This window comes from Pararhodobacter oceanensis, from assembly GCF_003076755.1.
Lineage (GTDB): Bacteria > Pseudomonadota > Alphaproteobacteria > Rhodobacterales > Rhodobacteraceae > Pararhodobacter > Pararhodobacter oceanensis.
Window position 1 is genome coordinate 46,597 of the sequence record NZ_QDKM01000013.1, and the last position, 21,655, is coordinate 68,251.

General features: G+C 60.3%; 22 protein-coding genes and 1 pseudogene. 8 read left to right on the forward strand and 15 right to left on the reverse strand.

Annotated features, from left to right (window positions below):
• Positions 1-15: 15 nt before the first annotated feature.
• The 7 genes from bfr to DDE20_RS17620 all read right to left on the reverse strand — a co-directional run bounded on the left by bfr (position 16) and on the right by DDE20_RS17620 (position 6,618).
• On the reverse strand, positions 16-501 hold the full coding sequence (gene bfr / locus DDE20_RS17590) for a bacterioferritin (RefSeq protein ID WP_116559841.1): 486 nt from the start codon (positions 499-501) through the stop codon (positions 16-18).
• Positions 498-839 (reverse strand): (2Fe-2S)-binding protein, encoded by a 342-nt coding sequence (locus DDE20_RS19370; protein WP_338066520.1) that lies wholly within the window; start codon positions 837-839, stop codon positions 498-500. The genes bfr and DDE20_RS19370 overlap by 4 nt, the downstream gene beginning before the upstream one ends.
• Complete coding sequence (locus tag DDE20_RS17600; RefSeq protein ID WP_116559843.1) at positions 814-2,076, reverse strand: imelysin family protein; 1,263 nt, start codon at positions 2,074-2,076, stop codon at positions 814-816. Before DDE20_RS17600 ends, DDE20_RS19370 begins: the two co-directional genes overlap by 26 nt.
• 420 nt (positions 2,077-2,496) lie before the next feature.
• Entirely contained in the window at positions 2,497-3,372 is an 876-nt protein-coding gene (locus tag DDE20_RS17605) for an amidohydrolase family protein (RefSeq protein WP_116559844.1), read from the reverse strand.
• A gap of 10 nt (positions 3,373-3,382) precedes the next feature.
• Positions 3,383-5,197 carry a feruloyl-CoA synthase gene (locus DDE20_RS17610; protein WP_116559845.1) on the reverse strand — a complete coding sequence of 605 codons (1,815 nt, stop codon included), beginning with the start codon at positions 5,195-5,197 and terminating at the stop codon, positions 3,383-3,385.
• Positions 5,194-5,694 (reverse strand): MarR family winged helix-turn-helix transcriptional regulator, encoded by a 501-nt coding sequence (locus DDE20_RS17615; RefSeq protein ID WP_116559846.1) that lies wholly within the window; start codon positions 5,692-5,694, stop codon positions 5,194-5,196. The genes DDE20_RS17610 and DDE20_RS17615 overlap by 4 nt, the downstream gene beginning before the upstream one ends.
• Positions 5,695-5,835: 141 nt before the next feature.
• Positions 5,836-6,618 carry a crotonase/enoyl-CoA hydratase family protein gene (locus DDE20_RS17620; RefSeq protein WP_116559847.1) on the reverse strand — a complete coding sequence of 261 codons (783 nt, stop codon included), beginning with the start codon at positions 6,616-6,618 and terminating at the stop codon, positions 5,836-5,838.
• Positions 6,619-7,370: 752 nt separating this feature from the next.
• Between DDE20_RS17620 and DDE20_RS19410 the strand changes: the two genes are divergently transcribed.
• Positions 7,371-7,715, forward strand: coding sequence for a Mu transposase domain-containing protein (locus DDE20_RS19410; protein WP_420812379.1), 345 nt, complete (start codon positions 7,371-7,373; stop codon positions 7,713-7,715).
• Here the strand turns inward: DDE20_RS19410 and DDE20_RS17630 are convergent.
• From DDE20_RS17630 to DDE20_RS17640, 3 genes are read right to left on the reverse strand one after another with little or no spacing between them, the layout of a single operon-like run.
• Positions 7,651-8,520, reverse strand: a complete 870-nt coding sequence (locus DDE20_RS17630) for an alpha/beta fold hydrolase (protein WP_116559849.1) — start codon at positions 8,518-8,520, stop codon at positions 7,651-7,653. The genes DDE20_RS19410 and DDE20_RS17630 overlap by 65 nt on opposite strands.
• Positions 8,521-8,541: 21 nt before the next feature.
• Positions 8,542-9,201 (reverse strand): glutathione S-transferase family protein, encoded by a 660-nt coding sequence (locus tag DDE20_RS17635; RefSeq protein WP_116559850.1) that lies wholly within the window; start codon positions 9,199-9,201, stop codon positions 8,542-8,544.
• A 3-nt stretch (positions 9,202-9,204) separates the two neighbouring features.
• Positions 9,205-9,558: a DUF1428 domain-containing protein gene (locus tag DDE20_RS17640; protein ID WP_116559851.1), complete on the reverse strand. Its 354-nt coding sequence runs from the start codon at positions 9,556-9,558 to the stop codon at positions 9,205-9,207.
• 191 nt (positions 9,559-9,749) lie between these two features.
• Between DDE20_RS17640 and DDE20_RS17645 the strand changes: the two genes are divergently transcribed.
• Positions 9,750-10,436: a winged helix-turn-helix transcriptional regulator gene (locus tag DDE20_RS17645; RefSeq protein WP_116559852.1), complete on the forward strand. Its 687-nt coding sequence runs from the start codon at positions 9,750-9,752 to the stop codon at positions 10,434-10,436.
• Positions 10,437-10,832: 396 nt separating this feature from the next.
• On the opposite strand, the pseudogene DDE20_RS17650 reads toward DDE20_RS17645, so the two are convergent.
• The 4 genes and pseudogenes from DDE20_RS17650 to DDE20_RS17665 all read right to left on the reverse strand — a co-directional run.
• Positions 10,833-10,928 (reverse strand): annotated as a pseudogene (locus DDE20_RS17650) (IS6 family transposase); the annotation flags it as partial.
• Between the two features lie 5 nt (positions 10,929-10,933).
• Positions 10,934-11,119, reverse strand: coding sequence for a DUF3008 family protein (locus DDE20_RS17655; RefSeq protein ID WP_116559853.1), 186 nt, complete (start codon positions 11,117-11,119; stop codon positions 10,934-10,936).
• Between the two features lie 316 nt (positions 11,120-11,435).
• The gene (locus tag DDE20_RS17660; protein ID WP_116559854.1) at positions 11,436-11,900 is read right to left on the reverse strand and encodes an MgtC/SapB family protein; all 465 of its coding nucleotides are present in this window, start codon (positions 11,898-11,900) and stop codon (positions 11,436-11,438) included.
• Positions 11,893-12,303 carry a BON domain-containing protein gene (locus tag DDE20_RS17665; RefSeq protein WP_165814563.1) on the reverse strand — a complete coding sequence of 137 codons (411 nt, stop codon included), beginning with the start codon at positions 12,301-12,303 and terminating at the stop codon, positions 11,893-11,895. The genes DDE20_RS17660 and DDE20_RS17665 overlap by 8 nt, the downstream gene beginning before the upstream one ends.
• Before the next feature lie 281 nt (positions 12,304-12,584).
• On the opposite strand from DDE20_RS17665, the gene DDE20_RS17670 reads away from it, so the two are divergent.
• The 5 genes from DDE20_RS17670 to DDE20_RS17695 all read left to right on the forward strand — a co-directional run bounded on the left by DDE20_RS17670 (position 12,585) and on the right by DDE20_RS17695 (position 19,837).
• A complete protein-coding gene (locus DDE20_RS17670) occupies positions 12,585-13,436 on the forward strand; it encodes an SDR family oxidoreductase (RefSeq protein ID WP_116559856.1) in 852 nt (283 codons plus the stop codon).
• Positions 13,437-13,462: 26 nt separating this feature from the next.
• Complete coding sequence (locus DDE20_RS17675; RefSeq protein ID WP_116559857.1) at positions 13,463-14,311, forward strand: DUF305 domain-containing protein; 849 nt, start codon at positions 13,463-13,465, stop codon at positions 14,309-14,311.
• Between the two features lie 1,091 nt (positions 14,312-15,402).
• Positions 15,403-17,994, forward strand: coding sequence for a xanthine dehydrogenase family protein molybdopterin-binding subunit (locus DDE20_RS17685; protein WP_205961701.1), 2,592 nt, complete (start codon positions 15,403-15,405; stop codon positions 17,992-17,994).
• The gene (locus tag DDE20_RS17690; protein ID WP_116559860.1) at positions 17,991-18,560 is read left to right on the forward strand and encodes a (2Fe-2S)-binding protein; all 570 of its coding nucleotides are present in this window, start codon (positions 17,991-17,993) and stop codon (positions 18,558-18,560) included. Before DDE20_RS17685 ends, DDE20_RS17690 begins: the two co-directional genes overlap by 4 nt.
• Positions 18,557-19,837, forward strand: coding sequence for a c-type cytochrome (locus DDE20_RS17695; protein WP_116559861.1), 1,281 nt, complete (start codon positions 18,557-18,559; stop codon positions 19,835-19,837). The genes DDE20_RS17690 and DDE20_RS17695 overlap by 4 nt, the downstream gene beginning before the upstream one ends.
• 660 nt (positions 19,838-20,497) lie before the next feature.
• On the opposite strand, the gene DDE20_RS17700 is transcribed toward DDE20_RS17695, so the two are convergent.
• Entirely contained in the window at positions 20,498-20,956 is a 459-nt protein-coding gene (locus DDE20_RS17700) for a pyridoxamine 5'-phosphate oxidase family protein (RefSeq protein ID WP_276308540.1), read from the reverse strand.
• Between the two features lie 249 nt (positions 20,957-21,205).
• Between DDE20_RS17700 and DDE20_RS17705 the strand changes: the two genes are divergently transcribed.
• A complete protein-coding gene (locus tag DDE20_RS17705; protein ID WP_338066521.1) occupies positions 21,206-21,493 on the forward strand; it encodes an FAD-dependent oxidoreductase in 288 nt (95 codons plus the stop codon).
• Positions 21,494-21,655 lie beyond the last annotated feature (162 nt).

Consider the following 21,655-nt stretch of genomic DNA (forward strand, 5'->3'; position numbering starts at 1 on the left):
TACCACCCGCGCATATTACTCGGCCTCGTCCATCGTGGTTGCATTCAGCAAGGCGTATTTCTCGGCGCCGACACGCTCGAACAGGTCGATCTGGGTTTCCAGAAAGTCGATATGCCCCTCTTCATCGGCCATCAGCGCCTCGAACAGCGCCATCGACACGTAATCGCCCGCCGCATGGCAGCATTCACGCGCTTCTTTATACAGGGCGCGGGCCTCAACTTCGGCGGCCAGATCGCAATCCAGCGTTTCACGCGGAGTCTGGCCGATGCGCAACGGGTTCAGCTTTTGCAGGTTGGGATGCCCGCCAAGAAAAAGGATGCGCGCGATCAGCTTATCGGCATGCTCCATTTCCTCGATCGATTCCTCGCGGCTTTTCTTGGCCATCTTGCCAAGGCCCCAATCGTCTTGCAGACGGTAATGCAGCCAATACTGGCTGACCGCAGTCAACTCATGGCGCAGGGCCTTGTTGAGATACTCGATAACCTTTTCGTCGCCCTTCATCTGGCTTCTCCTTTTTGGCGTGAGGGGTTCAGCCCCTGTAGTATAGCAGGAACCGTCAAGTTTACGTTAGCTTGCATCGTCGACAGAAACAGCGGCATACATCCGCCGCAATCCGCCGACTTCCCCAGGGCACGATAGATTTTTCCCGGCGTCACCAATGTGTCCGCATCCGCCGCCCGCATCCAGTCGATAGCGGCCGAGATATCGCGGTCCGAAATATGCGCACAATGGCAAACAATCATCCGGTGTCTCCAAAAAAGCAGAATTTCGTTGGGAAATGGCCGGAGCGTGAGCGCGCTCCGGCCGAAGGGCTTACTGGAACACCGCCGATGGATCATCCAGACTGTCAGAGCCTTCAAAGGCGATCCCGTCCAGCCCCAGAGCCACAACCACCCGTTCGATGGATTGGGTCTGGGCGATCAACCCGTTCACTCCCGCCATGATCAGCGCCTCGCCGCCCGCGTTGCCGCGCTCGAGCATCTGGTCATAGGCGAAACCGGCCTCGGCGGCGGTTTTGATCTGGCCAAGCGCATGCATGGTTTCATAGAGCCGCAGGCGCATTTCCGCATCCAGCGCCGGTTCCGCTGCGCTCACCAGATCCGAGAGCGAGGCACCACTGACGCTTGTGCCATCAATCCGCGTATAGCTGCCCAGATAGGCCGACTGCACACCGAGCCCGTCGTAGTAATGGCTGTTATGAGTGTTGTCCGAGAAGCAATCATGCTCTTCTTCGGGATCGTTCAGCATCAGGCCAAGGCGCATGCGCTCACCGGCCTGCTCGCCATATGACAGCGACCCCATGCCGGTGAGGATCGCCGAGAGACCGGCGGTTTCATCGGCCATCAGGGCGACGCGCGCGGCGCCATCCTCGGCCCATTGCGCCGCCATCCAGTCCAGATCCGACACCAAAAGCGAGGTCGCCGCGCTCAGATACGCGCCGCGCCGGTCGCAGTTGTCATTGGTGCAGTCTTCGCCCTGCGCATAATCGGTCCATGGCCGCTCGCCCGCACCCGCATCATGGCCGTTGTTATCCTGGCCCCAGAGCAGAAACTCGATCGCGTGATAACCGGTCGCGACATTCGCCTCGATACCATCGGCCTCATGCAGCTGGTCTTGCAGCAATTCAGGAGTGATCTGGCTGGCGTCAACCTCTTGCCCCGACAGGGTAAATTGCGGGTTCGCGATCACATTCAGCGCGGCAAGCTGGTTCTCATCGCTCGGCCCGCCGTAGGATGTGCCGACATAGTCGATCAGCCCCTCATCCAGCGGCCACGCATTCACCCGGCCTTCCCAATCATCAACGATGGCATTGCCAAAGCGGTATACCTCGGACTGCTGATAGGGCACGCGGGCGGCGATCCAAGCGGCACGGGCGGCCTGCAGCGCCTCGGCGGAGGGGTTGGCAATCAATTCATCCACGGCAGCCTGCAGACGCCGCGCCGCGATCAGACTGTCTTCATATTTCGCTTCGGCAATATCGGCATAGGTATCCAGCACATCCTGTGCGCTTTGGGCATCAGCCACGCTGGAAAAAGCAGCGACAAGAGCCGTGCTGGCGAGAAGAGATCTGAACATCGCGGTCATCCTTAGGTTTTCTCAAATGTTGCCCTTGGCTGGCGACGTCCGGTGCGGCCGACGTGCGTGGCTTGGCGCGGTAAAGCGATTCGCTATGGGCGCAGTATTGAGGAACGCGCCGCGTCAATTCAATACCTGATTGTTTCACTTGGATATAGAAATCACCTTAAACCAAACGCCCCAATGCGCGCATGACCCCGCAGCGCCTGCGACTCCGTGCGCCCAACTCGGTGCTAGTCTTTTGAAAATCCGGTCAAAACTCCCGCGCGCAGGGCAAATCCACGCCACCAACGGCATGCCGAGGCCCTGCGCCCGAATCACCTCGGGTCACTCATATCTGACCGATCAAATCCACCAGCAGGCAGGTCTCTTGCCGCGCGAAATGCGTGATCTTGGCGGCAAGGCCCCGCTAACCCGCCCCTAAGCGGCGATGCCCAGCAGCCGCATGGCGTTTTCTTTCAGAATAAGCGGGCGCACATCGTCACGGAAATCGGCCTGATCAAAGGCATCGAGCCATTTCTCGGGCGCAATCATCGGCCAATCCGATCCGAACAGCATCTTATGCTTCAGCATCCGGTTCGCATATTGGATGAGGATTTTGGGGAAATACTTCGGCGACCACCCCGAGAGGTCGATATAGACATTCGGCTTATGCTGCGCGACCGAGAGTGCCTCTTCCTGCCAGGGAAAGGAGGGATGCGCGAGGATGATCGGCATATCTGGGAAATCCACCGCCAGATCGTCCATATACATCGGGTTCGAATACTTCAGCCGCATCCCGTTGCCGCCGCGCATGCCCGAGCCGACGCCGGTCTGGCCGGTGTGGAACAGGGCCGGTTTGCCCGACTCGGCAATCGCTTCATAGAGCACATAGGCCGAGCGATCATTGGGATAAAAACCCTGCATCGTCGGATGAAACTTGAACCCCTGAACCCCGTGGTTCTCGACCAGATCACGGGCCTCGCGCGCGCCCAGCTTGCCCTTGGCGGGATCAATCGAGGCGAAGGGGATCAGGATGTCACTATTCTTGGCGCAGGCGTCCGCCACCTCGTAATTGTCATACCGCCGGTAGCCGGTCTCGCGCTCTGAATCGACGGGGAAGATCACCGCCGCGATGTTCTTGTCGCGGTAATGCGCGGCGGTTTCATCAATCGTCGGCGGATGCTGCCACGGGGCGCCGAAATATTTTGCCATCGTGCTTTGCAATTCGTCATAGCCGTCATCGGCATGGCATCCGCAGGCTTCCTCGGCATGGGTATGAAAATCAATGGCGCGTATGTTCTTGAAATCTATCATGATGTGCTCCTCAAACCCGGATTAATGCGGGGTCTTCATTGTCATAAAGCCGGTCCAGCAGGTCGGCCCGCCGGATCATGATCTTGCGCGGATTGAGCGAGCCTTTATCGGTGATCTCGCTGTCCTTGAGCGATGGCGGCTCGGCCAGAATTATCGCCCGCGATATCCGTCTGGCCGAGCCGGAGGCCGCTTTCGCCATCGCGCTGAGACGGGTCTCGATCTGCGATTGCAGATGCGGATCAAACACCGCTCCCGCCGAAGTGTTGTCGCCTTGCACCTGTTCGGGGCGGGGAAAGATGAACAGGCCGATAGCGTCGCGATCATGGCCGCAGATCATCACGTCCTGCACCAGCCCCCGCAACGCCTCAAGCGCGTCCAGCCGCAGCCTGCCGGCCTGCACCCAAGTGCCGGTCGAGAGTTTGAAATCCTCGGACACCCGCCCGTCAAACACCAGCCCCCGGTTCGGGTCTTCTGGATCGACAAACCGCAGCGCATCGCCGGTGATCAGATAGCCGTCGCGGTCAAAGGCCTCGGCGCTCTTGGCCTGATCCTCGAAATAGCCGGTCATCACATTCGGCCCCTTCACCCGCAATTCGCAGCGCATCTCGTCATCCGGCCTGAGTTTGATCTGCGTGGCAGGCAAGGGCACACCGACCACACCCGAGCGGCCGATGGGTTCATGCACCATCAACGTTGCTGGCGCAGTTTCGGTCATGCCCCAGCTAGAGATCATCAACGGCAGGCGCCCGCGCACCTCCATCGCCATCTGCTCAAGCCGCGTCCAGACATCCTGCGGCAGCGACGCACCGGCGTAAAAGATCAGGTCCAGATCGCCAAAATACGCCTCGCGCAGCGCCAGATTGCTTTCCATTTCCTGCACCAGCATGGAAAAGCCGACCGGCACGTTAAATGACAGGGTTCCGGGGCGCTCGATGATATTGCGCACGCTGCGCGCGAACAGATCCTTAGTGGGTTTGCCGTCGTCGATAACCAGCGTGCCACCATGGGCCAGCATCATATTCGTATTATGCGACCCGCCGAATACATGGTTCCACGGCAGCCAGTCACAGATCCGCGGCGCGCGGTCTCTCAGAAAAGGCAGAACCGAGGCCATCTGGCTTTGGTTGACGCACATCATCCGCTGGGTGGTCAAAACCCCTTTGGGATCCGAAGACGAGCCCGAGGTGAACAGGATCTTGGCCACCGTATCCGGCCCCGTCGCCGCCAGAATGGCATCCGCGTCTTGACCATCGTCTCCCGCGAGCAGGCTTGAAAAGGGCGTCACCTTGCATGGGGCGCCATCAGTTTGCGTGGCGACAATCTCGACCCCGCGAAGCTGCGGCAGGGCCAAAGCCGAGGCATAGGCCGCGGCACCCTCCACATAGGCCATTGTCGGGCGCACCTTATCCAGAACATAAGTCAAACGGCCATGTGCGTCGGTGATCAGCGCGTACTGCTCGGCCAGCGGAACCGTCGGCACCCCCGCGTATTGGGCGCCGTATGACAAGAGCGCATGATTGACCGAATTGCCCGAGAGGATCACGATCGGCGTCTCTGGCCCCATATTCCGCGCGCGCAGCGAGGTTGCGATGGCGCGCACCGCCGCCAGCGCCTGTTTGAACGTCACCTCCCGCCAGCCGGTCTCTGAGCGTTCGGCTAAAAACACCTGATCGGGGGTTTTTTGCGCCCAATGATGCAACCAATCCGCCGTTCGATCCACGACCGGAGCGAGCGGGGTCTTTGACGTCAGGATAAACGCCTCCCCCTGCCGCGACAGGTCGACAGAATGCGGCACGAGGTTCAGGCCGGTCTGCTGGTCGGTCATTGTCTGTGCTCCGCATCTGTCTTTGGCCCCTTGCGCACCCGACCCAGCAATTCGCGCAGCTGGGTGATCTCCTCTGGCGTCAGTCCGGCAAACAGCGCCGCCTCGTGCGCCCGCACCTCTGCCTCCACTTTCTGCCAAAGCCGCCGACCTGCCGCCGTCACCGTCAGGGCATTTGTCCTGCGGTCGCCCTTCACGGGCTTGCGTTTCAACACTCCGGCGCTCTCCAGCTCATCGACCACCACAACCACCCCCGAGCGCTTGATATCGAGCACTTCGGAAAGGTCGTTTTGCGAGATACCGGGGCTGGCGATGACCACCGCCAAAGCGGAAAACGTGCCAGTGCGCAGGCCAAAAGGGGCCAGTGTTTCGGCCATATCGTCCTGAATCAACAGATAGGCCCGTTTCATCCGGTAGCCGACAAACTGGCGCAACAGCACATCGCTCGCCCGCTGATCCGCGGTTGTGTCGATCGGGTCCGAGGGGGTCGCAAAGGGCATAGCATTTCCTCATTTCTGCGCCGGATCACCCCGCCAATAGCGCACGGCGGAAAAGCAGATCGGCGTCTCGCTTGGCTTGATCAGGGCGCCTGTTCAAAGACGGCGCAGCATCCGCCAGAATGCGAGAGCCGCGGCGCGCCCTTACCGAAACACAGGCTTGCGCTTTTCCAAGAACGCCTTGAGCCCTTCTTCGGCATCCGCGCTGGTCTGCGAGACCGCGGCCGCAAGGCTTTCGGTGAACAACCCGTCGCTGCGCGACATATCCGAAATCCGGCTGATCGCCTGAATCATCATATAGTTCGACAGGGTCGCGTTATAGGCGATGCCCCTGGCCAGTTTGCGCGCCAGCGGCATCGCCTCCCCCTCGCCAACCGCGTAATGGGTCAGCCCCAGCGCCAGACCTTCCTCGGTGCCGAATTTGCGTCCGGTCAGCATCATCTCGCACATGCGGTCCGCCCCCAGAATACGGCCAACGCGCACCGTCGCCCCGCCGCCGACAAAAATACCCCGTCGGCCCTCGGGCAGTTGAAAGATGCACGAGGGCTCGGCAATCCGCACATGGGTCGATGCCGCAAGCTCAAGCCCGCCGCCAATCACCGCACCGAACATCGCCGACACGACCGGCAGACCCGACAGCTGGATTATATCCATCACCCGATGCCAATTGCGCGAGTGGCGCATGGTGCCTTCGGCGTCGCGCGCGACATGTTCCGACAGATCAAGCCCCGAGCAATAATGGCCGGCGGTTCCGGTCAGGATCACCACACGCACCCCCTCGGGCGGCTTGGAGAAAAACGCGTCGATTGCGTCGAGCAACTCATCGCACATGGCGTTGCGTTTGGCCGGACGGTTCATCGTCAACGTCGCCACATGATCCTCGATTTCGATCAGCAGGACGTCGTTTTCGGGTTTGGTCTTGGTCACGTCAGGATCCTTATTTGAGCGGCATCGTAGCCGGGAGCCACATCTTCCAGCCGCGGCGCCTCATCCCTGCTTGCCGCAAGATAAGGCAGCACCATCGCTTCCCCATCAAACGCGGATCGAAAGCAGCCTTGAGGGTCTCATCACAGATGTCGCGGTAAGTTTCATTCCGGCCCTCCCTGCAGCAGATAATTCAACAATTGAATTGTTCAGTCAATGAACATTAATTATTGTTTATTATCATATTCTTCAGGCAACTCCCGTGCATTCCTCCCAACTGAACACACCCTCACCCGACTCGCCACCCACTCAAAGAAACCCGCGTTTCGGGCACCGGCCGGAATGCTGAAAAGCATATTCAGCTTGCCCAATCCCGACGTGACAAACACCGCGACCACCCCGCGCAATCCTTCACCATGATATAGAGCCTGCCCCACCTGTGCTCTGCCCCCGGAAAACTGGACCCGCGTCAACGGCGGAGTAAAAACCGGCCACGTGGCGGCGCAAAACCAGGCCAGTGGTGATCGAGGATGGGGCGGTACCGTTCCGCACGGCGTGGCCTCCACCTACGCCGCTGGCCTCGCCGGTGAAAACGCAGAACGGGTCCTGCAAGGCTTTGACGGCACCCTGCCGATCAATAGCTATCAGGGCCACAACCGCCTGACGTGTCCCTCCCGCAAGCGCGGCGACCATTGTCTTTAGCTTGCCGTCACAGTCTGCCATCTTGGCCTGATAAGTATCCTAACGTGCCAGCGATGCGCTACCGATCCAACGGTTACTCGGTGCCGGTGGCCTATGCGCATCATGACTTCCAAGTCTTTGTATATGCCCATGTGGACATGATCGGTTGCGGTCTCGAGGTGATCGCGCTGCACAAGCGGCCCTATAACAAGGCGGAGATGATCTACGATCCTATACATTTCCTGCCCTTGCGGGACCGAAAAGCAAGTGCTTTGGATCAGGCGGCGCCTCTCCAGGGGTGGAGCCTGCCGGATGCCTTTGCCATGCTGCACCGTTTGCTTGTGCTGGCTTCCATTATTCCACTGCCGTCGCGATACGGTTCGCGATCATGGGGGCCAGCCAATCGGCGCGGGACATAATTGACATATGCGTGGTGTCGGGCAGAACCGCGAGCTGTGCCCCGATCTTCGCCGCCATCTGCCTGGCGTGATCGACCGGCGTGAAATCGTTGTCACCTAGTAACAGCAGCGTAGGCACTTCCATCGCCACCAGTTCTTCATCACTCCAGCCCCAATCACCGACGATCAGTGTATGAAGCTGTTGCATTGTCCGCTCGAATTGCTCGGGGCCGTCCGGGTTGTCGGCATATGCCGCCTGCATCCCTGCAAAGTCCTCTTGTGTCGGCATAAGTTCCAGTGCCTCGGGTGATGGCGTCGCGCCGGGGTCACGGTTCATTTCGACAATGGCGGGGTGCATGCCGTCTTGGTTCTGGCTGGCTGAAATCGCGGAAAGCGTTTCAAGCCGCTCTGGCGCGGTCACGCCAAGTTCCAGCGCCAACATGCCGCCCATAGAATAACCGACCACATGCACGCGCTGGACCCCTAACGCGTCAAGCACGGCCAGCGTGTCGTTGCACATGACTTCCAGTGTTACCTGCACATCGCGACCGCCGGTGTGGCCGTGGCCCTGTTGTTCGACACCGATGACTGGGCGTTGTTCGGCCAGAACGGGCAGCAAATCGCCAAAGTCGCCGCTGATCGTCCCCATGCCGCCATGCAGGACAAGAAAGGGCGTAACGCCTGATGTGATATCGCCATGAACCTCGTAATAGATACCAAGATCGCCGGACATGACACGACCCGTCGCCTCCTGCGCGGCAGCGGGCAGCGCAAGTGCAGAGCAAAGCGCGGTGGCGGCCAAAAGTGAGTTGGGGAGAATGATCATATCGCTTCTTTCCAAGAGATTTCACATTTCATCGGCCCGGGCCGCGTCTGCTGCGGCGAAATGGGCCATTTGGTCAGCGTGAGCCTTTTCAAAGGCGGGTCGCGCACAGATCCGCGCCACATAGCTATCCGTTGCCGGATAGCTGCCAAGGTCGCGGACCCAAGGCAAACGCAGAACGTCCGCCATGATCAGATCGGCAGCTGTGAAACGCTCGCCGACCAGCCAGTCACGCGCGGCAAACACACCCTCCAGCACGTCAAGACGCGAGCGGAGCCAGCCTTCCAGCGGATTCTCGGGCGGGTTTGACAAGCCAACGAACCACCAGGGTAGGCTGACCATCTCGACCGAGTTCAACGCCGAAATCAACCAAGATAGCGTGCCGGCTTTCTCCGCTACGTCCTGGGGCATCAGGACCTCACTTTTCTCGGCAATATGCAGCAGGCACGCGCCGCTTTCAAAAAGCCGCAAGTCGCCATCCGTCAAAAACGGCACCTGCCCAAATGGCTGCTGGACCAAGTGATCCTCGCCGCGACCCTCGAAAGGCACGGAAAGAACCTGATAATCCAATCCCGCCTCTTCGCAGGCCCACCTCAATCGCAGGTCCCGCACAAAGCCGCGCGGGCCATCGGGCACCCAGTCGAAGGTCCAGATGGTGAGTTCTGATTGGTTGCCCGATTCCATGGTTTAAGCCTTTTCCTCAACGATCGGGGTAAAGCCACCCCACATCATCCGCTTGCCATCAAAGGGCATATCCATATCCTGCCAGCGCGGATCGGTCTGCATACTGGCGCCGCATTTGTCATGGGCTTCCTTGTCGGGCCAAATAATCCATGAAAAACAGACGGTTTCGCCATCTTTAAGTGCCACAGCGCTTTTGAAATCGGTATGTTCGCCTTCGGGGATAAAATCGCCCCAGGCTTCCACCATCTGCAACGCACCGTAATCCTTGAACAGAGGCCAGGCCTTGCGGACGCTTGCGATATAGGCCTTTTTGTTTTCATTCGGGACGGGGGTCAGGATCCCAGCAACATAGGTCATCAATTGTCTCCTCTTTGCGTCTTGGCATGCGCCAATCATTGATCACGACTGGGCGGCATGACGTCTTTGACTATGACTCCTCAGCACCACCATTTACGAACTTGCAAATTGCATGTGCTGTGACATGGCATTTTTGCGATTCGCATGGCCGATATGGACACGCTATCGGAAACGGGTTACTTAAGGCAACTATGAAGTTACAAAAAGATACCAAGTTGGCAGAATCCCCCCATGGGCGCTGGTACGCAGATGCCTGCGGCACGGCCTTTGGGTTGGAGTTGCTGGGCGAACGCTGGTCTATGCTGATCGTGCGCGAGCTGATGTTCGGGCCGCGCCGTTTCAGTGATATCCGCACCAGCCTTCCCGGATTAAGCGCCAAAGTGTTGACCGAGCGGCTCGCTGGGCTTGAGGGACATGGCGTGATTGTGCGGTCCATTGCGCCGGACCCCGCGCCAGCGCAGCTATATGGCTTGACGAACTGGGGATATGCGGCTGAGCCGATCATGAGCGAGCTCGGACGCTGGGCCGCCGCTTCGCCGCTGCATGATCCGACTTTGCCCTTGTCGCCGGTGTCTTTCATGCTGTCACTGAGAACGATGCTCAAAACCGGCGCCGCGCGGGGTGTTACGACTGTGGCTCAGTTCTCGATCGGCACGGCACAATTCACCGCCCGCCTTGAAAACGGTGCGATGCCTGTGACACGCGGGGAAACGGATGCCCCCAACCTGCATTTCACGGCGCCCGCCGCTCCGCCGCTAGCTGCGGTGTTCTACGGCAACGTGGCCCCCGAAACGGTTGGCGTTGTGATTACTGGTGATGCGGGCCTGTGCCAAAGGTTCGTCGACCTGTTCGAGCTGCCTACGCAATGCACGACATAGCGCCGCTTTTTGGCCCCTTGCCCTAGCCTCACCATCACATCCGCAGTCTCCTGATCAGCAGGAAAAACGTCTCGATTATGACTTCGGGCAGGGTGACATCCACCACCGTGCCGAACACTGTCAGCAGTGCTGATAAAAGGTCGTGGTCCTGCATTGCTTATTAGGTGCAGCGGGACGGCAATATTCTGCGCTTGGCGCGCAGCACGGCGCGTTGGTGCTCTGCTGGGAAGTGCAGTTAGTTCGAGCGCCGCTGGCCTGGTGTCTGTTGTCACCTCGACCTCATGATCGAGCCGCGAGGCGATATGTCCTCGCCATTCGCCGAGGTTAAGAATGCGCGGCGCGAGTCCTTCTGGATGAAGGCTTAGCCGAAGGACGTTCACCTCACCCTCCTGCAGATGCGGCGCGATAGCTGCGCAGCGTATCGGTCACGAGAACCCGTGGTATGCCCCATTGCTGCATCAGTTTACGGAGAAATCTCTTGGCCGCACGGGCCACGCTCAATCATCCTTATACTCTGGCTTGCCCTTGCGCGGAGTCGAAGCCATCTCGTCCAACTCGCTTTCCGACATTGTTTCGTACATCTCAAGCGCCGCTCCCTGAAGCTCGCTCTTCTCGGTCTCTCCGCGCTTCGCCGACAGGGCCATCCCCGCCGCTTTCTGCTGTGCCTTTGACTTCGCTGGCATATCACTATCCTTTCCAAAAACGTGCAATCGACAGTAATGTTATTGGAATAGCAACAACGCATGCTGGTGATGCGTTCCATATACAGACCGGCGTTTCGATCAAATCTATCTACACGCACATATTTAACGAAAGTAGGCGGGCGAATTGTTCTGCAAAGCTCTTGATGGTTTGAGGTGCGGCGGCTAATTCAATTCTCGCACGGATGTGGAGCCATGGCTCAGTGGCGGATTCCTGTCAAAATACAGCGGATTGACGTGCACGTAATCGCGCTTAGGGGTTTTGCCGAATGCTAGAGGCATGCCATTGGGCTGTCGCCTAGCCCTCGCGGTCACGGCGCAGCGATTGAAACACCCCTTGCACCAGCCCGTGCAGATTGAGCACCGCGAAGATCAGCACGCTGATAAAGGCCGCTTCTTTCAGATAGCCCAGCCCGCAGGCGACACCAATCGTGCCGGCGCCCCAGATCGCCGCGCCGCTGGCGACACCGCGCAGCCGCCCACTTTCATCACTAGTCATGATTGCGCCGGCGCCCAGAAATCCGATGCCTCCGACGATCCCCTGTATCAGCCGCGTCGGGTCCATCACCAGATCCGAATCATTCCCCGGCGCGCCCGCCGCGAATTTCAGCGTCACCACCATTAGTGCCGCCGAGGCCATGGCGACCAGCAAGTAAGACTGCGCGCCCAAGGGTTTGTTCTTGATCTCGCGGTCAATGCCGATCAGCAATCCGCAGCTTCCGGCGAATAGGGTGCGTAAAATGAACTCCGGAAACTCAATCATCGCGCTGGGTGGGGTTTGACCGGCCGACCTGCAAATTGTCCTGCACCTGCTCGACGCCTGCGACCTCGCCCGCACGCTTAGCCGCGAGGCGCTTCGCCTCTGCCGAGGCCACCGTCCCGCCAAGGATCACATGCCGATCCGAGACCGAGACCTTGATATGGGCGGCGTCAATCTGCGTCTCCTGCGCCAAGGCGCGATGGACCTCTTGCACGATCCGGTCGCTCAGGGCGTCCCCCTTAGCGGGCAGATCGGCGCGCTCCCAATAGCCGCCGCGCGCGCCTTGATGCGCAGGGTCACGCTGGTAAGAGCCGGGTTTGAGGCCCGGATCTCGGCGGCGCGGGTCGATCTCCGGCTCAGGCGTGTCGGGATCAACTGCGCTGCGGTGTGGCGGTGGAGTGGTCATCGTCGGTCCTCCTGTTGCAGGCCGGGTCTTGCGCACAGACGGGATGTCACCAATCCGCCGCGCAGCAAGCGGCAAGGCGCAAAGCGGCAATAGGCAAACCCGCATCCCCCCAAAGCGGTTCCCTCCGCCGCCACCGCTCTCGCCAAATCGTGAGCACCGCCCCTCGAGTATGCAGGCCCCCAACCTCGGAACCAATACCCCGGGCTTCGGTTCTTATCCGTGAAACAGGTGCCGAAAGCCCCGTGTTCGCGGCGCCTCCAGATGCAACCCAAGAGGCCGCTATGACACAGGATTTTCATCCCATGCAAAGCCCGCAGCGCCAGCCGGGGATCGAGAGCAAAATAGACCCCGCGCCCGAGTATATGCCCCGCTACCAAGGCTCCGGGCGGCTCAAAGGCAAGGTCGCGCTGATCACCGGTGGAGATTCCGGGATTGGCCGCGCCACCGCGATCCTCTACGCCCGTGAGGGCGCGAATGTCGCGATAGTCTATAAGGACGAGGAGGGAGACGCGGAAAAGACCAAGGATCTGATCGAAGAGGAAGGCGCTCAGGTCCTGCTGATCCCTGGCGATATCGGCGAGAAATCCTTTTGCAAATCGGCGGTCAAACAGACTATCGACGCCTTCGGGCAACTCGATATATTGGTGAACAACGCCGGCGAGCAACACGCGCAGGATACCCCTGAAGACATCGAGGAAGCGCAGATCGAGCGCACCTTCCGCACCAACATTTTCGGCACGATTTTCATGACACAGGAAGCGCTGCCGCATCTTAAAACGGGCTCGCGGATCATCTGTCTGACCTCGATCACCGCCTATAAAGGGCAGGATCTGCTGATTGATTACGCCTCCACCAAAGGCGCAATACTGGCCTTCCTGCGCGCGATGGCCAGCAAATTGGCGCCCGAGGGCATTCTGGTGAACGGCGTTGCCCCCGGCCCGATCTGGACGCCGCTGATCCCCGCCTCCTTCCCGAAAGACGCCGTCGAGGACTTCGGGCAAGATTCTCCCCTTGGCCGCCCGGGCCAGCCGAATGAGGTCGCCCCCGCCCTGTTGTTTCTGGCCTGTGAGGACTCCTCCTATATGACCGGTCAGGTCCTGCACCCCAACGGCGGCACATTGGTCGGCGGCTGATCCCCCAAAGCCAACCCGAGGTTCACATGACCTACACACGCTTCTTCCTGATGATCGCCAGTTCGACGCTGGTGATGTTCGGCCTGATGTATCTCAACACCTATCTGCTCAGCCATGTGTTCTGGTCCGAAACCCGCGCCTATATGGCGCTGGTGATGGGCGCGGCGATGGCGATTGTGATGCTGGGCTTCATGTTCAAAATGTATCCCAGCCCCTCGGCGAATATCGCGATTCTGGCAGCCTCTGCGGTGATATTCGGCGGCGCGCTCTGGCTCGTGCGCGCGCAGGTGACGGTCGAGGACCGCTCGTATTTGCGCGCGATGATCCCGCATCATTCGATTGCCATCATGACCTCGACCCGCGCCAATCTATCCGACCCCCGCGTGCGCGATCTGGCCGATGCGATCATCTATGCGCAGGACCGCGAGATTGCCGAAATGCGCTATCTGATTGACCGCGTACAGCCCGCGCCCGCACCGCAACCCGCCCCTGAGGCCGCGCAGGTGGAGTCGCTGCAAGAGGCCATCTCGACGCCCCAACTCTCGACCCTCGCCCCGCAATTCATCACCGGCGCCGACCTGCAACAGGCCTTCCCGCAAAGCGCGACCTGCGGCTTTCACTACACGCCGGACAGCGATCCGGTGCTGGCGATCGGCACCGAGACGGGCGAGACCTCGGCGATCGTCAAGCTCAGCGGCGATCTGGTGCGGTTGCAGGCCGAAAACCCGATGCGCTTTACCACCGATGGCGCCGAAATCGCCCTCACCGCGCGCGACGATGGCCCGCTGGAAAGCGCAGGCGAAGCGGTGCTGACGATGAATCTGGATGGCGGCGGGCGCCGTGGCTACAGCGGCTTTTATCGCTGTGCGGGCTGAGCTTTGTCGACGCGCCCGTTGCTGATCACCGGCGTATCGCTGGTGATTCGACGCAGAATTGCTAACAGGAATAGCGCCGGTTAAGCCTGCGACGGGCGGCTAATCTGAAACCTATGCCAATGCTGGCGATAGGTATGCTGTTCGCTATGGATCATCCCTGCTTCGAGACAAATCGCTAATATTCTGTGTGAACGCCCAGGCGAATCGAGCATTCCATGCATCGGCTTCAGGCATCTATCTCAGGATTGCCGCAAGAACGAACGCAGCGAGTGCCACCACCACCAAGACAGCGATCACGATCGGAATTCCGCGCGTCCGTTGCGCAGATGCAGTCGGGTTTGACGCTTCCGGCGCAGCGACACCCGCCGGCGGGGTTGGTCGCTCGATGACCTCGCGGTGGAAGGCTGTGCGAATCTCGTCACCTGTCGGAGGGGCTCCGGCAGCTTCGGCGTCGGTCCCGAGTGGAGCTGCAGCTGGATCGGGGAAAGCGACCTTGTCGCCAGCATTCCCGTGATCGATCTCCTCACGTAGCTGCGCTGTGGTTTTGGCTGTTGGTTTATCATTCATGACATATCTCGCTCTTCCAAACCGGCTTGAGACCGGCGCGCCGACACTCCCACAATAATTACCATAGGGAGGCACCTGCGCTGGTGAGCGAAAGCGCCTCGGCTGGCACGGTGTTTTCTAAGAAACAACACAGAAGCCCCGCCATAGTTCCGCCGCCACCGACATTCAGACGACCTGCGATCGGCTCCCTCAGAAACGCTGGCTTGGTAAAAACGATGCATCCGCAGCTAGCGACGCGTTGCAGATGGAGATTTTTTGGAACCACGGCCGCTCTCTTACGTTTTAGTCATACGGAGGTTGAAACCATGTTAAAGTTTTCCCGCCGAGACTTTCTTCGGACGGCGGCATCCACAGCGGTCGCGATTCACGTCATCCCATTGCGCGACGCTCTGGCAGATTTGCAAACTGCGCCCCAAAACCAGCCGCCGAACTGGATACGCGACGGGCGGATTAGGTTTCGCCAAGATGGTATCCCCAAGGTCACCGGGAACAAAGTTTTCGCCATCGACATCCGCGCACGCGACATGCCCGGATGGCCGGACCGCCAGTCGCATGCGCTGATGCTGCGCGCCGACCGCATCGACCGACGCTTTGAAGGCGTCAATGACACTCTTTTGCCCGGCGATTTGCGCGCGGATGTAATTGTGCGCGACTCCGATGTGCAGCGCGACGGCGTCAGCATGACAGAAGAGGATTTCTACGGACGTCTCCTGCTGCCAACCGGCGAAGCTCCGCGCTATCTAGGTCAGCCGGTGGCGCTGTTGATTTATCATGACTACGCCCGCTTCCGGCGTGCCAAACGCCTACTGCAATTCAACCCCGACGCGCTGTCTTGGGGCGAGCCAGTGACACCGCCAGCTCTCGACCCTTACGGCGGCGCGCGTTTCGTGCGGGTCGGCGGTGAAACGCCCGACGCTCCCGACCGCTTCTCGCCCCTGGCCGATACGCTGGTGTTTGCCGACTTCGAAAATGGGAGCCCCTGGCCCGCTCCTGACGCACAGGGCGATGCAAGCGCACAAGCTATGGCTCATGCCGCCATCTTGCGCGCGGAACTGGACGCGCCTCCCGACGGCTGGGCCGTCTATCACGGGCGCTATGCCTCGCAGTTCGTCGATCCCGCCGCGCTGGAGCCAGACAATGGCAATGCTTGGTATGATGCCGATAGTGGCGCCCTGCACGTGGTCGTGGGCACGCAATCGCCCTTCACCAATGCCGACCACATCGAGAAAATGGTCGAGAGCAGCCGCTTTGCGCTGAGCGAATTGCACCTGCATCCCGGTTATACGGTGGGCTACGGCCAGAAAGAGCATCACGTTCTGCCCTATTATGTCGCGCTCGCCGCGCTCTATGGCGAGGGTCGGCCGGTACGCCTTGCGCTCGACCGCTACGCGCATTTTCAGGGTGCGCTCAAACGCCATCCCATCGACACCGAGATGGCGCTGGCAGTGGATCGCGAGACGGGGCTCTTTCAGTCTTTCGCCGCTGACCTGCGGGCGAACGGCGGCGGGGTGAAGAACTTCAGTCCCTCGGTGGGACAGGTCGCGGCAAGCGCCTTACAGGGCATTCACTATTTCCCCAAATCCGACATCACGGTGCAGGTCGAGGCCTCACGCGCCCCTACCGCTGGATCCATGCGCGGCTATGGAACTCTGCAATCCATGGTTGCCTTTGAACTCCTCGTCGATGAGGTGGCGCATGATCTGCAGCTCGATCCGATCGAGTTGCGGCGCCGCAACCTGATGCACAGCGGCATGAAGAACACCCAAGGTGCGATCCCAGCAGGCACCATGCGCGCGGGGGAACTGCTTGATGCCGCCGCGCGCGATCTTCTGTGGACCGGACGCATCGAGCGCAAGCAGCAGTTCGAGGCCGAGAACGCAGGATATCGCTACGGCGTCGGCGTGTCCTGCGTGCAAAAGGACTACGGCACTGGCGCCGAAGCGGCTCTGGTCCAACTTGAAATCACCCCCGAGGGCGAGTTGCACATGCGCCATGTTGCTTCGGAAATCGGCTGCGGCTCCACCACCTCGCAAATGCTGATGACCAAGCGCCATCTCGGGCGTTACTGCGACCACGTGAACTTCGCGGTGACGGATTGGCCCAGCCTGCCCCTAACCAGCAATGATGAACCCTATACGATGTCGCAAGACGAGCAGGACGAGGCCTTGCAGGATCCGCATTGGGTGCCACGCATCACCTCGCCGCGCAGCGCATCCAATTCTGCATATTATTTCAGTCATGCCACCGAAGAGGCCGCGCGGCTGCTGTTCGATCTGGGCCTCTGGCAGGCCGCGCTCAGCATCTGGCAAGAGGGCATCGGTGGCGGTCAAGCCGGACCATTGGCGGTGCGCCGCGATCAGGCAGAATGGCGTGAGGGATATCTCGCCGCCGGTTCGCTGCAGCCACTCAGCTTTGTCGACCTTGCCCGCCGCGCCCATGAGCGCGGGCTGATCACTGGCGTCACGGTCCATACCTTCAATCGCTGGGCTTGGGCGACCGCAGAATTCGACGTCGAGGGCACGCCCGTCACCGGCTCTATCGACGCGCTTTCGGTGAAATGGGGTAACGGCGCTGGCCCAGCGAAACGCAGGCTTATGACCGATGCCGGCTACGCATTCCAGCCGCGCCAGAGCGTCAGCTACCCGCCAGTGCAGCGCAACAACGCCTCGGTGGTCTATTACGCGCCGGTCGCCACGCTGGTGGAACTGTCGGTCAACACCGGCTCGGGTGAGGTGCAGATCCTGTCGCATAAATCATGGATGGAATGCGGCAATATGATCGTGCCGGAACTGGTCTCGGGGCAGTTGCAGGGCGGCATCGCCATGGGCATCGGCCATGCGCTCTATGAGGACCTGCCGCTTTACGAGGATGGACCGGGCAATGGCACCTGGAATTTCAACCGCTACCGCCTGCCCCGAGCCCGCGATGTCGCGGTCTGGTCGCAAGAGGGAGATGTGATCGCGCCGCTCTCGACCACCGACCCGCCCAAAGGGATCGCCGAAGTGGTGATGATCCCCGTCGTCTCGGCGATCTGCAACGCGGTCTATGACGCCATCGGTGAGCGCTTTCACCAAACTCCGCTGACGCCAGAGCGGATCAAGGAGGCATTGTCATGAGCGACTCGATGCTCACCGTCTCGATGCGGATCAACGGCAGCGACACCGAGCCTGCCGATCTGCCCGAAGACCTGATGCTGCTGGAATACCTGCAGGAATATCTCAATCTCACCGGCACCCGCTATGGCTGCGGCCAAGGAGTCTGCCGCGCCTGTGCGGTAATCCATGACGGCGCGAATGGACCCGAGGTCATCGCCGCCTGCATCACCGGAGTCGCTTGGGCGAATGGCCGCAGTTTTCGCACCATTGAGGGCCACGCCAGCCGCGACATCGAAGGAAACGTGACGCAACTGACCGCTGTGCAGCAGGCATTCCTTGATCATTTCTCGTTCCAATGTAGCTATTGCACGCCCGGCTTCGTGGCCGCTGCGACCGCGCTTGTCGAACGTCTCGAAGCGGCGCCGGTGGCACGCGATGCGGTCGAAGAGACCGTGCTCAATGCACTGAACCCAAACATCTGCCGCTGCACCGGCTATGTTCGCTATCTCGAAGCCACCCGTGACGTTATTCTCAGCACCCCCGGCTTGACGACAGAGGAGGTCGCCGAGCGCGACGCGCAACCATGAGACGGGCGCTAGTGATCCTCGCCGCTACGCTCGCATCCCTCGCTGTCGTGGCCCTCGTCGTCTATCTCGTCTTCACCGGCCCCGGTGACATCCCGGCCCCCAGTCGCGATCTCGCCACCCTCACGCCCGAAGCGCACGCGGAACTCGTGCAGGCTGGCGAATACGTGGCCCGCGCCGGGGATTGCGTGGCCTGCCATAAATCCCCCGATGGGCTGTCACTGGCCGGAGGCACGCCGATGGAGACCCCTTTTGGCACGATCTACGGCAGCAATATCACGCCCTCACCTTCCCACGGGATCGCGGGCTATAGCGCCGACGATCTTTATCGCGTGATGGTCTACGGCATCGCGCCGGATGGCAGGCGTCTTTATCCGGCCATGCCCTATACCTCATATCATGCGATTTCGCGTGCTGATAATGACGCGCTCTGGGTCTGGCTGATGGCGCAAGAGCCGGTGGCGCGTGCCAACCGCCCCGCCGAGTTGATCTTTCCGTTCAACCTGCGCCCGCTGCTGGCCTTCTGGAACCTGATCTACCGGCCCGCCCCGCCGGATCAACCGAATTCGGGGCTGACCGCTGCCGATGAGGATCCGCTTGAACGCGGTCGCTATCTTGTCGAGGTTCTGGGTCATTGCAGCGAATGCCACACGCCGCGTAATCTTGCTTATGCCCGCCAAAGTGACGCGCATCTTCAGGGCTATGTGATCGAAGACGCGCTGGCCCCAGACATCACACCTGCAGCTCTGGCACGCCGCGGCTGGACCGCCGGGGATCTGGCGCGCTTTCTCAGCGAGGGTCTTGCACCGCAGGGCGTGATGACATTCCGCATGTTTCCGGTCCTCAGTCATTCGACGAAATACATGACCCCTGAGGATATCACCGCTGTCGCCGCCTATCTGATGCAGAACGCGCCCGCAGCCTCCCCGCCACTCCCACGCCTTGAGGCCATCACCGAGAATCCCGAGGGTCATCAACTCTACCTTGGTCTTTGCGCAGGCTGTCACGGAGCCGAGGGCGAAGGGCAGCCGTTCGGCTCGGTGCCACTGCGCAGCAACACCAGCGCCATGTTCGACAACCCGCTCAACCTCGTGCGGATCATCCGTGAGGGCATTCCGGCGCGACATCTGACCGGCTTCCAGCGCATGCAGGAGATGCCCGCTTTCGATGACAGGCTGGAAGACGCGGAACTGACGGCTTTGGTCAATTACCTGCGCCAACGCTGGGGCGGGCACGCTGACGAGCTCTCACTTGAGGCGGTCCGCGACATTCAGGAGTGAACACGCCCGCGCATCCGCAACGACGCAAGACCTACACCGCTCCAAGCCATCGCACAGAGGTCCTACAACCTCGACCACGGCACACCACAGCATTGGTGTTGCACATAGACCGCCTCGGCGAGTCCCGCGCTGGCTGCTCATGGCTCCCTCCGGTGAGCCTGTTGAGTTGCGACGGTTGGCAATCGGTGCTGGCGGCGGGTGGCCCCGATGCATGGGTGTGGGGTTCAGCTCCTTGCGGAAAATGTTTAATAATTGCTTCTGTTGGCCGCGCTGTGGTTAATATGCCCTTGCAAACCAGACACTTGGCGCATTCTCAAAGGAAGAGATCAGGTGAGTTTGGTCTCGAAAATATCTTCAAGAGGATGAAGAATTCGAACGCCAATTTCCTCTACGTTTCGAGGTAGCCGATCAACGAATTCGACATTTACTTGAAATTGGACGACTTTATTTACTTGAAGTTGGACAGCGCTAGATACTTGAGATTGTCGGCGGGGTGATCTTTCTCATGGACATTCAGGGCGCGCTCTTGGCCTTTGGGCTCTCTATCACGCGCGGCTGACATGGACGCTTAATCACCCGCTAACCCCATAAAAAAACGGGGTGTCTCCCAACGGTAGACACCCCGATCTCTCGCGCTCAATTGCGACCTTCACGGCAAAGTTACAAGCGCCGCGTCGCTTTATAATCTTCCTTCCGATCGCCAATCCCCAGCATCATCTTGGTTCCGGCAATCACTGACGAGGCGTTCAACCAAATCTCCGCTTCACTGGGATCCAAGCGCAGCAGTTGCAGCTTTGGATCATCCTTGCCACCCTCAAACCACGCAGCAACGGACCCGTTCCAAAGGTCATCCAAAACCGCCCTGTCAGTCTCCACCTCAATCGTGCCGTGAACCGTGGCAAACAGGTCAAAACCCTTGGATACAAACACCATTTCCGCTTTGGTGCTGCTGGTGATTCCATCGCCAAGATCGGTATCCTTGGCGGTAAAAAACCAGATCGGGCCGCTGTTTCTGTCGCCCCGCAGTTGCGCCGTCATCGGGCGACCTGCGGCTTTGCCGGGCAATCCGATCATCACGATCATGTCGCGGGCCAGATGCGTCCAGAACTTCTGTTCCAACTCGGCAGGGGAATGATTTGTCGTGATAATCTCGTTTCCTCCACAAACCGATCCGCCGCCGCGTTGGTTCCATAAGTGGTCCAGCCGCTCAGCGCCCTGCTACCCAGTGCCCGAATCCTCGGAACGAAGCGGCCTCGCACGGGTTTTGACAGCAAGGCGACTGCGCAAGATTCGGGGTCAACCCAGCCGACCACATCCGATCTGCAGCGCCTGGCTCACCCATGCCAAGGGCAGGACAAGGAGAGTAACATGGCTGAACACACCTGCGATGTCACAATCATCGGTGCTGGCACCGCTGGTCTGGCCGCCGAGCGCGCCGCCCGCAAATCCGGGGCCACAACGCGGCTTATCGACGATAAATTCGCCGGAACCGTCTGCGCAACCGTCGGCTGCATGCCCTCAAAACTGCTGATCGCCGCCGCCAACGCCGCGCATGGCGCGCGCCGTGCGGATGTCTTCGGCGGGCTTTGTCAGGTTATTATACTGCGCCGTGAGCAACACCGACGCCATCATCACGCGGTCAATTCAGCGGTATAATTGCTCCACAGGCTGAACGCGTCAGCCCGAGATTGGAGCAGTGTCCCAACAGTTGGTGTAACTCCCGCCGGTAGTGCGGGCTGAGCGGAGCCTTCGCATAGCGAAGCGAGGCCCGCGCGGGTCGCTTGGCGGCCATGGTTGTTCTTCGGCTAAGGTTTGGTT

What these genes read in the sequence shown, in the direction of transcription:
- DDE20_RS17655 (WP_116559853.1), bottom strand. Translation starts at nt 11,119, where the DNA reads ATGCCAGCGAAGTCAAAGGCACAGCAGAAAGCGGCGGGGATGGCCCTG.
- DDE20_RS17645 (WP_116559852.1), top strand. Translation starts at nt 9,750, where the DNA reads ATGAAGTTACAAAAAGATACCAAGTTGGCAGAATCCCCCCATGGGCGC.
- DDE20_RS17660 (WP_116559854.1), bottom strand. Translation starts at nt 11,900, where the DNA reads ATGATTGAGTTTCCGGAGTTCATTTTACGCACCCTATTCGCCGGAAGC.
- DDE20_RS17675 (WP_116559857.1), top strand. Translation starts at nt 13,463, where the DNA reads ATGACCTACACACGCTTCTTCCTGATGATCGCCAGTTCGACGCTGGTG.
- DDE20_RS17635 (WP_116559850.1), bottom strand. Translation starts at nt 9,201, where the DNA reads ATGGAATCGGGCAACCAATCAGAACTCACCATCTGGACCTTCGACTGG.
- DDE20_RS19410 (WP_420812379.1), top strand. Translation starts at nt 7,371, where the DNA reads ATGCGCTACCGATCCAACGGTTACTCGGTGCCGGTGGCCTATGCGCAT.
- DDE20_RS17665 (WP_165814563.1), bottom strand. Translation starts at nt 12,303, where the DNA reads ATGACCACTCCACCGCCACACCGCAGCGCAGTTGATCCCGACACGCCT.
- DDE20_RS17600 (WP_116559843.1), bottom strand. Translation starts at nt 2,076, where the DNA reads ATGTTCAGATCTCTTCTCGCCAGCACGGCTCTTGTCGCTGCTTTTTCC.
- bfr (WP_116559841.1), bottom strand. Translation starts at nt 501, where the DNA reads ATGAAGGGCGACGAAAAGGTTATCGAGTATCTCAACAAGGCCCTGCGC.
- DDE20_RS17630 (WP_116559849.1), bottom strand. Translation starts at nt 8,520, where the DNA reads ATGATCATTCTCCCCAACTCACTTTTGGCCGCCACCGCGCTTTGCTCT.
- DDE20_RS17605 (WP_116559844.1), bottom strand. Translation starts at nt 3,372, where the DNA reads ATGATAGATTTCAAGAACATACGCGCCATTGATTTTCATACCCATGCC.
- DDE20_RS17670 (WP_116559856.1), top strand. Translation starts at nt 12,585, where the DNA reads ATGACACAGGATTTTCATCCCATGCAAAGCCCGCAGCGCCAGCCGGGG.
- DDE20_RS19370 (WP_338066520.1), bottom strand. Translation starts at nt 839, where the DNA reads ATGATCCATCGGCGGTGTTCCAGTAAGCCCTTCGGCCGGAGCGCGCTC.
- DDE20_RS17640 (WP_116559851.1), bottom strand. Translation starts at nt 9,558, where the DNA reads ATGACCTATGTTGCTGGGATCCTGACCCCCGTCCCGAATGAAAACAAA.
- DDE20_RS17685 (WP_205961701.1), top strand. Translation starts at nt 15,403, where the DNA reads ATGCCCGGATGGCCGGACCGCCAGTCGCATGCGCTGATGCTGCGCGCC.
- DDE20_RS17610 (WP_116559845.1), bottom strand. Translation starts at nt 5,197, where the DNA reads ATGACCGACCAGCAGACCGGCCTGAACCTCGTGCCGCATTCTGTCGAC.
- DDE20_RS17690 (WP_116559860.1), top strand. Translation starts at nt 17,991, where the DNA reads ATGAGCGACTCGATGCTCACCGTCTCGATGCGGATCAACGGCAGCGAC.
- DDE20_RS17695 (WP_116559861.1), top strand. Translation starts at nt 18,557, where the DNA reads ATGAGACGGGCGCTAGTGATCCTCGCCGCTACGCTCGCATCCCTCGCT.
- DDE20_RS17615 (WP_116559846.1), bottom strand. Translation starts at nt 5,694, where the DNA reads ATGCCCTTTGCGACCCCCTCGGACCCGATCGACACAACCGCGGATCAG.
- DDE20_RS17705 (WP_338066521.1), top strand. Translation starts at nt 21,206, where the DNA reads ATGGCTGAACACACCTGCGATGTCACAATCATCGGTGCTGGCACCGCT.